The sequence below is a fragment of the Cupriavidus gilardii genome, from assembly GCF_008801915.1.
Taxonomy (GTDB): domain Bacteria; phylum Pseudomonadota; class Gammaproteobacteria; order Burkholderiales; family Burkholderiaceae; genus Cupriavidus; species Cupriavidus gilardii.
Genome location: NZ_VZOV01000011.1, coordinates 101,814 through 114,104, shown reverse-complemented (window position 1 = coordinate 114,104; position 12,291 = coordinate 101,814). Strand labels below are relative to the sequence as shown.

Genomic DNA, 12,291 nt, shown 5'->3' with positions numbered 1-12,291 from the left:
CAGGCTCAGGACGGAATCACGGCAGGTTGCGGCCCGGAGGCAGGCTGACCGAGCCCGGGACGGGCGACGTCGTCGGCGCGGTGGTCGGCGCGGTGGTCGACGTTGTTACCGGCGAAGACAGGTCGGCGCCGACGGGGGCGGGGGCGGTCGGCGCCGCGGAGCCCGGCGCGGTCTGCACCGGTGCCGGGGTGCCGCCGACCGGTTCGCCCGGCGCCGCGTTCTGCGACGATGCGGCCGCGTCCAGGCGGGCGCGCTCGGTTTCGTCGATGTAGTCGAATACCTTGACTACCTTGCTGACGCCGCCGACATTGCGCGCCGTCTCGGTGGCCCGATCGCCCTCGGGACGGGTCACCAGGCCCATCAGATAGACCACGCCGCGCTCGGTGGTGACCTTGGTGGAATTCGACGGCACGCCTTCGGCCGTCATCAGCATCGTCTTGACCTTGCTGGTCACGAAGGCGTCCTGGCTCTGCGCCGCGAACGATGGCGACGACACGACTTCCAGCTCGTTGACGACCTCGCGGGCGTTCGGCAGGCCGCGGACGTACTGCTCGATCTGCTGGCGCAGGCTGGTGTCCTTGACCTCGCCGGTCAGCAGCACCTTCTTGTTGAACACCGTGACGTTGACGCGCGCGGCGCCGCTGTAGCGCGTCGCCAGCGTGTTTTCGATCTCGAGCTGCAGGCCGCGGTCGACCGCCTGGATCGACGTCGGCCGGCGGTCGGTGGCGCTCATCACGCCGGCGCCCATGGCACCGGCGATCACCGGAAAGCAGCCGCTCAACTGCGTGGCGGCCGTCAGCATCAGCGTGGCGGTGGCGGCGGCGCGGGCGATGGCGGCCAATCGGCTGGCGCCGCGGACGGGCTGGGCACGGCCCGGCGTCGATTCAGCGAGCGCGTCGCGCGAAAAAAGCGAAGTCTTCATGCGTTCCTTGCTGTAGCGGTAATGCGAAAGAGGATCGGCAGCCGGCACGGCGGCCTGTGCCGCGCTCGGGCATGCCCGGTCGGCCGTGCGCCGCAACGCGCATTATGACGGACAGCCTGGCCGCAGCGGCCACCGTGCCATGCAAGCGCCCGGCGACGAAGCGCTGCCCGGTCATTCCGGCTCGCCCGCGCCGAACGCATCGCGCAGCCATTCGAGCCGCCGCGGTCCGATCGCGACCACATCGAGCCGGCAGCGCGGCGCGTGGTCCAGCGTCGCCAGATAGTGATTGGCCGCCTGCAGGATGCGCTGGCGCTTGGTCGTCGTGATGCTGGCCAGCGCGCCGCCAAACGCATCGCTGCTGCGGGAACGGACCTCGACGAAGACCAGCGTGCCATCGGGCGCGCGCATCACCAGGTCCAGCTCGCCGCCTTTGCAGCGATAATTGCGCACCACCAGCGCCAGGCCCTGGCCTTGCAGATAGGCCAGCGCCCGCGCCTCGGCGCGTTCGCCGCGCGCTTTCGCCGTGTCCTTCGTGCCGTCCTTGGCCCGCTCTGTGGCCGAACCGCGTGCCGGGTCGCGTGCCGAGGTTTTGAATGTGCGCATCAACGGAAGTTCTCAAGCATGACTGACTGGATCTCGCTGGCAACCGGCCAGTCCTATCCCACCGGCACGCTGTACGTCGTCGCCACGCCGATCGGCAATCTCGCCGACCTGACGCTGCGGGCGCTGCATGTGCTCGGCCTTGCCGACGCGATCGCCTGCGAGGACACCCGCAATACCGGCCAGCTGCTGTCGCGGCTGGGTCTGCAGCGGCCGTTGCTGGCGGTGCACGAGCACAACGAGCGCGAGGCCGGCGCGCGCGTGGCCGAGCGGCTCGCGGCGGGCGAGCGCATCGCCTATGTCTCGGATGCCGGCACGCCCGGGATTTCCGACCCCGGCGCGCGGCTGGTCGAAGCGGTGCGCGCCGCCGGCCATCGCGTGGTGCCGCTGCCCGGACCGAGCGCCGCCATCGCCGCGCTGTCGGTTGCCGGCGAGATGCTCGACACCGGCGCCGGCCGCTTCACCTTTGCCGGCTTCCTGCCGAGCAAGGCCAAGGCGCGCACCGACGCGATCGCCGCGCTGGCGACGCTGGAGCATGCCTGGGTCATCTACGAAGCGCCGCACCGCATTGCCGACACGCTGGCCGCGCTCGCGCAGCAGCTGCCGCCGGCGCGCCGGCTGCTGATCGGCCGGGAACTGACCAAGCTGTTCGAGCAGGCCGAGACGATGACGGTCGCCGACGCACCGGCCTGGCTGGCCGCCGATGCGGGCAGGGGCAAGGGCGAGTTCGTGCTGGTGATCGAGGGAGCCGGCGCACCGGCCAAGGGCGAGGCCGCGCTGGACGCGAACGCGCAGCGGGTACTGGGGCTGCTGCTGGAGGAGTTGCCGGCCAAGCGCGCCGCCAAGCTGGCCGCGGCGATCACCGGGGCCGATACCCAGGCGCTCTATCGGATGGCGCTGGCGCGCCGCGAGCAGGAATAAGGTCGGAAGGATGCAGACCGGAAAGATGCGAGGCGGAGCCATGCGCGCCGGCATCGTGGTCCGCGCCGCTCAGGCGCTCCGGTGAAGGTGCCGGGTGGAACCGGCGAAGAGACCAACGTGGTGACCGAGGCAAACACCGATGCCGCGGGTCGCCGGGTCGGCGGCGACGACGCAGCCGGAGCCGCGCCGGTGCGCGAGGAAGGAGGCGAGAAAAGGGAATCCGGCCTCAGCGAGCATTCGCCTTGCTGGCCGTCTTGCGGGTCTTCAGCACCACGCGCTTGGGCTTGACCGGCCTGGCCGCGGTGTCGTCGTCCACGCCGTCGCCGCCGCCATCGGTGGCGCCATCGTCCATGCCCGGTTCGCGCAGCGGCCCGAGCGCGGCCAGTTCGGTGCGCGACAGCCGGCGGATTTCGACCTGGGTGTGCCCGCGGTCGACAAAGCCGAGCCGCTTGGCCGCGCGATACGACACGTCGAGCACGCGGTTGCCGTGATACGGGCCACGGTCATTGATGCGCAGCACCGCCACCTTGTCGTTGCGCAGGTTGCGCACCAGCACCCAGCTATCCAGCGGCAGCGACGGATGGGCCGCGGTCATCGCGCCCATGTCGAAGCGCTCGCCGTTGGCGGTCTTGCGGCCATGGAATTGCTTGCCGTACCACGAGGCCGTGCCGCGCTGCTCGAAGGTGCCGATATCCGCGCGCAGGCCTTCCAGCGACGAGCCGCGCGGTGTACCGCGCGACGCGGACTCGCTGTCGCTGCTGTCGTCGTCGCCCCAGCTGAACAGGCGCCACGACCCGGTCGGGGCCGGCGTTTCGGTATTGGCGGCGGTAGACGGCTCGTTGCCGGCGGCGGCGCGATTGTCCTGGTTCGGGGATCGGGACTTGCGCGCCTGCGCCTGCTTCGCAGCGGGCGTGGCAGCCGTCGGCGCCGCATTCTGGTCGGCGGCGGCGCCATCGGGATTGTCGTTCGGCGACACCGCGCAGGCGGCCAGCGTCAACGCGCAGACGGCGTGAAAGCCGTAGCGGAGCGCGCGGCGAGCATGGGTCAGGGGGTGGGTCGGCCAAAGCATCGCGCGAGTCTAACATCGGTCGTCCGCGCGATTTACAGTGATTTTGTTACGAATTGTCTGGCTACGGCGTGCAATTGCTCGCAATCCCCGAACTGACAACGGATTGCGGGGATTCTCCGGACTATCCCTGCCGTTGCCCTCGACGCAACGAAAAGGCACTACTCGCCACAAAGTTCTGACCCGGCGATGTCTATCAAAGGCCGACGCTACAATGCGACGACACAGGCCGTCCACTCGGCCATGACGCCAGATCCACCCCACCGGCCGCGGCCTCCGCGCGTTCGCACCACCTGCCCGACGATGAAAGTCCTGCTGATTCCCGTCACGCCTTTCCAACAGAATTGCTCGCTGCTGATCGACGAGCGCAGCGGGCGCGCCGCGGTCTGCGATCCCGGCGGCGATCTGGACCGGATCCAGGCCGCGCTGAAGGAGCAGGGCGTGACGCTGGAAAAGATCCTGCTGACGCACGGCCATCTGGACCATTGCGCCGGTGCCGCCGCGCTCTCGCGCGAGTTCGGCGTGCCGATCGAAGGACCGCATCGCGACGAGCAGTTCTGGATCGACCAGCTGCCCGAGCAGACCAAGCGCTTCGGCTTTGGCCACGCCGAGGCGTTCGAACCCGATCGCTGGCTGGATCAGGGCGATACCGTGCAGTTCGGCGAAGAAACGCTGGAGGTCTACCATTGCCCCGGCCATACGCCCGGCCATGTGGTGTTCTTCTCCCGGCCGCATCGCCTGGCCATCGTCGGCGACGTGCTGTTCGCCGGTTCGATCGGCCGCACCGACTTCCCGCGTGGCAACCACGCCGACCTGATCCGCTCGATCCGTACCAGGCTCTGGCCGCTGGGCGACGACGTGACCTTCGTGCCCGGCCATGGACCGGTCTCGACCTTCGGCGACGAACGGCGCGACAACCCCTTCGTCGCCGATCATCTGATCGACGTCGGCTAACCGCGGCATCCGACCATGGCGAAGCAACAGGCCCCCGACACCCGCCCCGAAATCTACGTCAGCACCGACGTCGAGGCCGACGGTCCGATCCCCGGCCCGCACTCGATGCTGTCGTTCGCCTCGGTGGCGATGCTGGCCGACAAGACCGTGCTCGGCACCTTCTCGGCGAATCTGGAAACGCTGCCGGGTGCCGTCGGCCACCCGGTGCAGATGAAGTGGTGGGAGTCCGAGCCCGAGGCCTGGGCCGCGTGCCGGCGCGATCTGCAACCGCCGGAGCAGGCGATGGTGCGCTATGTCGAATGGGTCGAAAGCCTGCCGGGCAAGCCGGTGTTCGTGGCCTTCCCCGCCGGCTTCGATTTCACCTGGATGTTCTGGTACATGATGCGGTTCGCCGGCCGTTCGCCATTCGGCTGGGCCGCGCTCGACATCAAGACGCTGGGTTTCTCGCTGACGGGACTGCGCTACCGCCGCACCGTCAAGGCCGCGCTGCCGGACGCCTGGAAGGACCCGCTGCCGCATACGCATGTCGCCCTGGACGACGCGCTCGAACAGGGCGCGCTGTTCTGCAACATGCTGGCCGCGTTGCGCGAGCGCGAAGCCGCCCTCGCCGCGATCGGCCCCGTGGTGCCGGCAGCGCCGGCCGAACCCATCGACGCGCCCGGACCGCCCGACGACCTCGCGCAGCAGGGTTGACCCTTAGGTCGCGCCGGCGCCACGCTGCGGCGCCCGCCATGCCGCCATCGCCTATAGTAAAAGCGTGCATGGCCGTTCCGACGCCGCGCCGTGCGCAACTGCGGCGGCCTTGCCATGCATGGCGGTCCGCCGCTTTGGTCAAGACCGCCTGACGCGCGTTCCTGTCGAGGAGGTGTCGATCATGCGTTTCCATCCCGATCTTCACTGGCGGCATCTGGCCGAACGGCTGCACCGGCCACCGCACGCGCACAGTGTCGCCCACTCCCACCCCGCCGACGATGAAGCCGACATCGCCAAGGCCACGGTCTATGTCAGCACCGTGGCGCTGGTATTGCTGCTGATCGTGCTGGCGGCCATCGCTTTCGGTCAGGAGGCCATGCACTGGCTGGGTGTCCAATAACGACCCGCCTGAAGCTACCGCGCCTCCAGCACCGGGCCGGCCTCCACACGGAGGCCGGTTTCTATTTGGAGGTCAGGAAAGCAGCGCGGCGACGTTCTCCGGCGGCCGGCCGATCGCCGCGCGCTGGCCGCGCACCACGATGGGCCGCTGCAGCAGGATCGGATGATCGGCGACGGCCTGCAGCACCTCGGTATCGCTGAGCCCGGGATCGGCCAGGTCGAGCTCGGCGTAGATGGCTTCGTTGTCGCGCACCATCTGCCGCACCGGCACGTCGAGCAGCGCCTGCAGTTGCTTGAGCGTGGCCAGCGTCGGCGGCGTCTTCAGATACTCGACCACCTCGACCGGTTCGCCCAGGCGCTCGGCGGCCTGCTGCACCAGCGCCAGCGTGTCGCGCGACTTGGAGCAGCGCGGATTGTGGTAAATCTTGATCATCGGTTCGTCACCTCGAAACGCAAACGTTGCCATCTTCGAACACGACGGACTATACAAGCAGCGCCGGCGAACCGGTTCGCCGCGCGTCCCCATCCGTACTACAGCAGCCCATGACCACGAACCAGGCCAACCTTGCCGCGCCGACCGTGCGCGATGCCACCGACGACGATCTCCCGGCAATCCACGCGATCTACACCTACCACGTGCTGCACGGCCGCGCCTCGTTCGAGGAAGTACCGCCGACGCTCGAGGAAATGCGGGAACGCCGCGCCGCCGTGCTGGCCAAGGGCCTGCCCTATCTGGTGGCCGAACTGCAGAGCGACGGCCGCCCGGTCGTCGCGGGCTACGCCTACGCGTCAGCCTATCGGACCCGCAGCGCCTACCGTCACACCATCGAGGACTCGATCTACCTGGACGAGCGCCACCGCGGCCGCGGCATCGGCGCGGTCTTGCTCGCCGCGCTGCTGGCCCGTTGCGAGAGCGGCCCCTGGCGCCAGATGGTCGCCGTGATCGCCTGCCCCGCCGGCGGCGAGGGCAATGGCTCGATCGCGCTGCACGAACGCATGGGCTTTCGCATGGCCGGCCGGCTGGAGGCGGTCGGCTTCAAGCATGGACAGTGGATCGATACGGCGCTGATGCAGAGGGCGTTGGGGGCGGGGGCGACGGCGTTGCCTCAAGAGATTCTGGCGCGGTGATCGGAGTGGGTCAAAACGGTTGGCAATGCCGCTCTAACGCCGGCCCTGTCCAGCCGTAGTGTTTTGCTCGCCAGCGTCAGTTCTCGGCAAACTGCGACAGTAATAGGCGGGGCGGTTCGGTAGGCTGGCTGCCGGCCCACCGGTCCAGCGGTCGGTGCCGCCCCTTATGCCGACCTACATCAAGATTGCAGGCACTGATTTCGACATCTCTCATCTGGCACCATATCGCACCGTTGTCGACGTCCCGCTACGGGGCGGACAAGTTAAGCGAATGCGCGTCGAGATCGCCTACACGAACCACTGCTACAGTCGTCGCCCTATCGACGCGCTGCGCGAGGAGATACCAGCCGGATATCTGATTCGTGATGGCGCCAAAGTCCGCATGTTTTGCCCGCGCCGTTACCGGCTGTCCCTGAATCTGCCGCGAATCATGAGCGCGCTGATCCGAAGCGAGACCCGTGTCTGGAGCGTAGCCGGCAACAATTTTGTGCAAGTGGAGTTGGTGGATGACGAGGCGGACGCAATACACACGACGATCAACTACTACGTCATGATGCGGATCCAGAAGCACGCCCCGCCGGAAGAGCCGAAACTCATCCGGGTGCGGGTCGAGACCGCATTTCCCGAGGACGTGCTGTACTACGACAAGCCGGTGCTGAAAAAACCCTTCAGCTTTCGCAAGCTGCTCGCATGCGTCTGGGAAGAGCGCGACCCTAACGACCTGGCCCCCAGATCGCATAGAAACGCCGGGGGCAAGAAGAGCGTCTCCAAAAGCAAACGCCCCCTTGATAAAGGGGGCGTCCGGAAATAGTTGCGGGGTCTCTCTTGGATATCCCACTCCAGGTGGGACCTCGGCAGGGCCGAGGCGGCGCTTAGCTTTTGATGCAAACACCCCGCTAGTTGCTAAGCCTTTCCAACCCAAGCTCGGGCTGGACCTTCCGCTGGCCTTTGGCTTTCACCGAAGCGGCAGAAGGCTTTTAAGACCGGTCGATGATAGCACGATACGGGCCGCCGGTTGTCCGGTCGGCCCTTGGTATGCAGCCAGTAAGCCGACACGCCGGAAAAGTTACGACATCAAATCCGACAACGCCAGCGCCACCACCTTGGTGGCCCGGTTCAGGTCGTTCAGCCGCAGGTTTTCGTCCGAGTTGTGGCCGCGGGCTTCCATCAGCGTGCGCGGGCCGGCGCCGTACAGCACGGTCGGGATGCCGCGGCTGGTGTAGTGGCGGGCGTCGGTGTACAGCGGCACGCCGTGCACCGGGATATCGACGCCGAACACTTCCTCGGCGCGGCTCTTCAGCGCGCCGATCAGCTTCTCCACGCCCGGCAGTTCGGACAGCGGCTCGGCCAGGATGATGCGCTCGACCTTGACCTCGATGCCCGGGCGGTCCTTGGCGGCCTTCTCGACCACCGCGCGGATCTCGCCTTCCGCGTCGAAGCCGATCTCTTCCGGGATCATCCGGCGGTCGATACGGAACGTCACCAGGTCGGGCACCACGTTGGTGTTGATGCCGCCCTTGATCAGGCCGACGTTCAGCGTTGCGGTGTCGATGCCCGGCACCTTGGACTTGCGCGTCGCCAGCTCGGCGCGCAGGCCGTAGACGGCCTGCAGGATATGGGTCGCGGCCTCGATTGCGTCGACGCCGGTATGCGGCATCGCGGCATGGCCCTGCTTGCCCTTGACCGTGACCTCGACGTGCAGGCAGCCGTTATGGGCCGACGTGATGCCGTACGAGAAGCCGGCCGAGATCGCGTAGTCGGGCTTGGTCAGGCCCTGGTCCAGCAGGAACTTCGGGCCGATGTCGCCGCCGGTTTCCTCGTCGTAGGTGAATTGCAGCTCGACGGTGCCGTTCAGCTTCGCGCCCTGCTTTTCCGCTTCCATCAACGCCAGCACCGCGTAGGTGTAGGTGGCGAAATCCGACTTCGACACCGCCACGCCGCGGCCGTACATCACCGGGCCGTGTTCGCTGTCGGCAATCTCGCCGCCGTACGGGTCCTTGGTCCAGCCCAGTCCCGGCGGCACCACGTCGCCGTGCGCGTTCATCGCGATGGTCGGGCCGCCATTGCCGAAGGTCTTGCGCACGATCAGGTTGGTGGCGCTGATCATGCCGGCGGCCTTGACCAGTTCGTCGGACACCTTGTGCGCCTCGACCTGGAAGCCCAGGCCTTCGAGCAGCTGCCGCGCGCGCGCGCCGTGGGCGTCGCAGTCGCCCGGCGGATTGTCCGAGGGCACCTTGACCAGCTCGGCAAGGAAGGCCTCCTGCGCGGGACGATGCGCGTCGATGAAGTTGGTCAGCGTGGTTTGCGTGGGATTCATGTTGTCTCGTGCGGTCATGGCTCTTCGCTTGTCGTTTGTGGGCGCGCTCGGCGCGGGAATGTGTTCGGAATCAGGGCGGCCGGCAAGGGCCGAAGTCAAGGACGGGCGCTGAAGTGCTCGACGAAATCGCTGAACACGCGCGCGGCGAGCGCGGCGTCCTCGACCGTCATGGTCTCGGTCGGATGGTGGCTGATGCCGCCATTGCCGCAGCGCACGAACAGCATCGCCACGTCGGCGATCGCGGCGATGGCCATCGCGTCGTGGCCGGCGCCCGACGGCAGCAGGCGGACCGGCGCGCCCTGGCGCTCGATCGCCGCCGCCCACTGCTGCTGCAGCCACGGCGCGCACGGCACGCTGGCGGCCTCGTGGGTCTTGCGGACCTGCGCGCGGACCTTGCGGCGCGCGCAGATGCGTTCGATCTCGGCCAGCACGTCCGCGACGGCGGCCTGGCGCACCGCGTCCTCGCCGGCGCGGATATCGATCGAGAACACCGCACGGCCCGGCACGACGTTGGCGGCGCCGTTGGGCACGTTGAACTGGCCGACGGTGCCGACCAGCCCGGGCGAGCCGCTGCAGCGGCGCTCGATGAACAGGCCGATCTCGGCGCCGGCCATCGCCGCGTCGCGCCGCATGTCCATCGGCACGGTGCCGGCGTGGCCGGCCAGGCCGTCGAGCTCGACGATGAAGCGGGTCGCGCCGGAAATGGCGGTCACCACGCCCACCGGCAGGTTCTCGTTCAGCAGCACCGGCCCCTGCTCGATATGCACTTCGACGAAAGCCAGCACCTTGTCAGGCGAATGGGCCGCGGCCGGCAGGCCCGCCGGATCGAAGCCGGCCGCGCGCATCACCTCGCGCATGGTCTTGCCGCTGTCGTCGACGTTCTCGAGCACGTTCTGGTCGAAGGTGCCGGCGATCGCGCGGCTGCCGAGCAGCGTGGCCTTGAAGCGCACGCCCTCTTCCTCCGCAAAGCCCACCACTTCGATCGCGAACGGAAAGCGCTTGCCCTGGCGATGCCATTCGGCGACGCAGGCGATCGGCAGGATCACGCCCAGATTGCCGTCGTAGCGGCCGGCATCGCGCACCGTGTCGAAATGCGAACCCGTCAGCAGCGCCGGCGCGTCCGGCTCGGTGCCTTCGTAGCGGCCGATCACGTTGCCGGCGGCGTCGCGCCGCACCGTCATGCCGGCCGCTTCCATCCACGCCGCGAGCTGAGCGGCGGCGCCGTGGTGCGCTTCGGTCAGATAAGTGCGAGTCAGCATGCCGGGCTGCTCGGTGTGGACGGCGAGGGCGTCGGCCCAGGCCATGATGCGCGCGCCGACTTCGGTGCCGGACACCGAGGAGGGCGTTGTGGATGCTGCCATGCGTGTCTCCTGCTGAACGGATCGTGCCGGCTGTCGGCCGGCACCCGGGCCCCCGGACGGGGATGCGATGACTGTAGCGCGCTCGCCTGCGGCTTGGCGAGCCTGTTGGGCCGGCCGCCTGGCGCGGTTGCTGTTGTGCTTGTGGGTTGCGCTGTTTCCCGGCGCAGACGCGCGCCCGGGGGCATCGATGCGAACCATGTTAGCACAGTGAATTCAAAAATTGCATACAAAAACGATATGCACTATATTCCGGTCCAGGTTCCGACAAAGCGCTGCGGACAATCCGGTCCAGACAGTCGTCGGCGTGAATTCCGCCCCAACAGGGGGGCCTTCCACGCGAGCTCACACCCCGTATCGGGAGGTGTGCCGGACCCGAGACACCGTTGCCGACAAGCGGCGCCGGTGGCAGTCCTGAATCGAACAGGGCGAGCCGTCACACCGACACGGACCCGCCCGTCTGGAGACAAGTCATGCAGCAACCCGCCCTGCCCGGCGCCGGCCGGCCGCACACGCCTACCCCCAATCCCGTCCCCCGCCATCCGGTCCACCGCTTCACGCGCTCGCTGTTCGGCCAGGTGCTGATCGCGCTGGTGCTGGGCACGGTGCTCGGCCTGGCCTTCCCCGAGTTCGCCGCCAAGCTCAAGCCGCTCGGCGACGCGTTCATCAAGCTGATCAAGATGCTGATCGCGCCGATCGTGTTCTGCGTGGTCGTCGCCGGCATCTGCGGCGCCGGCGAGCTGAAGAAGGTCGGCCGCGTCGGCGTCAAGGCGGTGGTCTACTTCGAGATCGTCACCACCATCGCGCTGGCGCTCGGCATCCTGCTGGCCTACGTGTTCCAGCCCGGCGCCGGCATGAACGTCAACCCGGCTTCGCTGGACGCCTCGGCGATGAGCGCCTATGTCGACAACGCGGCCAAGGTGGCCAGCGGCGGCACCGTCGACTTCCTGCTCAAGCTGATTCCATCGACCGTGATCGGCGCCTTCTCGTCCGGCGACGTGCTGCAGGTGCTGCTGGTCTCGGTGCTGTTCGGCTGCGCGCTGTCGCTGATCGGGGAGCCGGGCCGGCCGCTGGTCAGGCTGATCGACACCTTCTCGCAGACGCTGTTCAAGATGATGGGCTTCATCATCAAGCTGGCGCCGCTCGGCGTGCTGGGCGCGGTGGCTTTCACCGTCGGCAAGTACGGCATCGGCTCGCTCAAGCAGCTCGGCTTCCTGGTGGTGCTGTTCTACGGCGCGGTCGTCGTGTTCGTGGCTGTGGTGCTGGGCACCGTGATGCGGATGTCGGGCTTCTCGGTGTTCAAGCTGATCAAGTACCTGCGCGCCGAACTGCTGGTGGTGCTGGGTACCGCCTCGTCGGACAGCGTGCTGCCGCAGGTCATGCGCAAGCTCGAGTTCATGGGCATCCGCAAGTCGGTGGTCGGCCTGGTCATTCCGACCGGCTACTCGTTCAACCTCGACGCCTTCTCGATCTACCTGACGCTCGCCGCGGTGTTCATCGCGCAGGCGACCAATACGGCGCTGTCGATGGCCGATCTGCTCGGCATCCTGGCCGTCGCGCTGGTGACCTCCAAGGGCGCGCACGGCATCCCCGGCTCCGCCATCGTGATCCTGGCCGCGACGCTGTCCGCACATCCCGCGATCCCGGCGATCGGCCTGGTGCTGGTGCTGTCGGTCGACTGGTTCATCGGCATCGCCCGTGCGCTGGGCAACCTGATCGGCAACTGCGTCGCGACCGTGGTGGTCGCGTCCTGGGAAAAGGACATCGACCGCGAACGCGCGCATGCCGTGCTGAACGGCCAGATCCCGGCGGCCGAACTGGACGAAGGGCTCAGCGCGCCGGTGCTCGACGGCCTGGACGGCGTGGAAGGCGGCCATCCCCCCGGGTATGCGCCGGTGCCGGGTAAAGCCACGGGACGATAGAATTCGGCATT

At 68.1% G+C, this 12,291-nt stretch carries 13 protein-coding genes; 7 read left to right on the top strand and 6 right to left on the bottom strand.

What is annotated here, in order from left to right:
- Positions 1-16 precede the first annotated feature (16 nt).
- Both F7Q96_RS15000 and F7Q96_RS14995 read right to left on the bottom strand, forming a co-directional pair.
- Positions 17-802 (bottom strand): BON domain-containing protein, encoded by a 786-nt coding sequence (locus tag F7Q96_RS15000; protein WP_053823238.1) that lies wholly within the window; start codon positions 800-802, stop codon positions 17-19.
- Positions 803-1,093: 291 nt separating this feature from the next.
- The gene (locus F7Q96_RS14995; RefSeq protein ID WP_053822791.1) at positions 1,094-1,525 is read right to left on the bottom strand and encodes a YraN family protein; all 432 of its coding nucleotides are present in this window, start codon (positions 1,523-1,525) and stop codon (positions 1,094-1,096) included.
- 18 nt (positions 1,526-1,543) lie between these two features.
- On the opposite strand from F7Q96_RS14995, the gene rsmI reads away from it, so the two are divergent.
- On the top strand, positions 1,544-2,443 hold the full coding sequence (gene rsmI / locus F7Q96_RS14990) for a 16S rRNA (cytidine(1402)-2'-O)-methyltransferase (RefSeq protein ID WP_053822792.1): 900 nt from the start codon (positions 1,544-1,546) through the stop codon (positions 2,441-2,443).
- Positions 2,444-2,669: 226 nt separating this feature from the next.
- On the opposite strand, the gene F7Q96_RS14985 is transcribed toward rsmI, so the two are convergent.
- Positions 2,670-3,512 (bottom strand): septal ring lytic transglycosylase RlpA family protein, encoded by an 843-nt coding sequence (locus tag F7Q96_RS14985; protein ID WP_390885719.1) that lies wholly within the window; start codon positions 3,510-3,512, stop codon positions 2,670-2,672.
- A 300-nt stretch (positions 3,513-3,812) separates the two neighbouring features.
- Between F7Q96_RS14985 and F7Q96_RS14980 the strand changes: the two genes are divergently transcribed.
- The 3 genes from F7Q96_RS14980 (at position 3,813) to F7Q96_RS14970 (ending at position 5,556) form a co-directional block, all read left to right on the top strand.
- Positions 3,813-4,463 carry an MBL fold metallo-hydrolase gene (locus F7Q96_RS14980; RefSeq protein WP_053822794.1) on the top strand — a complete coding sequence of 217 codons (651 nt, stop codon included), beginning with the start codon at positions 3,813-3,815 and terminating at the stop codon, positions 4,461-4,463.
- 15 nt (positions 4,464-4,478) lie between these two features.
- Entirely contained in the window at positions 4,479-5,156 is a 678-nt protein-coding gene (locus tag F7Q96_RS14975; protein ID WP_053822795.1) for an exonuclease, read from the top strand.
- 118 nt (positions 5,157-5,274) lie between these two features.
- The gene (locus F7Q96_RS14970) at positions 5,275-5,556 is read left to right on the top strand and encodes a hypothetical protein (protein ID WP_226994792.1); all 282 of its coding nucleotides are present in this window, start codon (positions 5,275-5,277) and stop codon (positions 5,554-5,556) included.
- 72 nt (positions 5,557-5,628) lie between these two features.
- Here the strand turns inward: F7Q96_RS14970 and arsC are convergent, their stop codons facing one another.
- A complete protein-coding gene (gene arsC, locus F7Q96_RS14965; protein WP_053822796.1) occupies positions 5,629-5,988 on the bottom strand; it encodes an arsenate reductase (glutaredoxin) in 360 nt (119 codons plus the stop codon).
- A gap of 110 nt (positions 5,989-6,098) precedes the next feature.
- On the opposite strand from arsC, the gene F7Q96_RS14960 reads away from it, so the two are divergent.
- Both F7Q96_RS14960 and F7Q96_RS14955 read left to right on the top strand, forming a co-directional pair.
- Positions 6,099-6,683 carry a GNAT family N-acetyltransferase gene (locus F7Q96_RS14960; RefSeq protein ID WP_151022899.1) on the top strand — a complete coding sequence of 195 codons (585 nt, stop codon included), beginning with the start codon at positions 6,099-6,101 and terminating at the stop codon, positions 6,681-6,683.
- Positions 6,684-6,849: 166 nt separating this feature from the next.
- On the top strand, positions 6,850-7,494 hold the full coding sequence (locus tag F7Q96_RS14955) for a hypothetical protein (RefSeq protein ID WP_144425854.1): 645 nt from the start codon (positions 6,850-6,852) through the stop codon (positions 7,492-7,494).
- Between the two features lie 255 nt (positions 7,495-7,749).
- Here F7Q96_RS14955 and F7Q96_RS14950 read toward each other — a convergent pair whose 3' ends face one another.
- Positions 7,750-9,018, bottom strand: a complete 1,269-nt coding sequence (locus tag F7Q96_RS14950) for a M20/M25/M40 family metallo-hydrolase (RefSeq protein WP_053822798.1) — start codon at positions 9,016-9,018, stop codon at positions 7,750-7,752.
- 77 nt (positions 9,019-9,095) lie between these two features.
- Positions 9,096-10,361: an allantoate amidohydrolase gene (locus F7Q96_RS14945; RefSeq protein ID WP_053822799.1), complete on the bottom strand. Its 1,266-nt coding sequence runs from the start codon at positions 10,359-10,361 to the stop codon at positions 9,096-9,098.
- Positions 10,362-10,831: 470 nt separating this feature from the next.
- On the opposite strand from F7Q96_RS14945, the gene F7Q96_RS14940 reads away from it, so the two are divergent.
- On the top strand, positions 10,832-12,280 hold the full coding sequence (locus tag F7Q96_RS14940) for a C4-dicarboxylate transporter DctA (protein WP_053822800.1): 1,449 nt from the start codon (positions 10,832-10,834) through the stop codon (positions 12,278-12,280).
- The last annotated feature ends 11 nt before the right edge of the window (positions 12,281-12,291 follow it).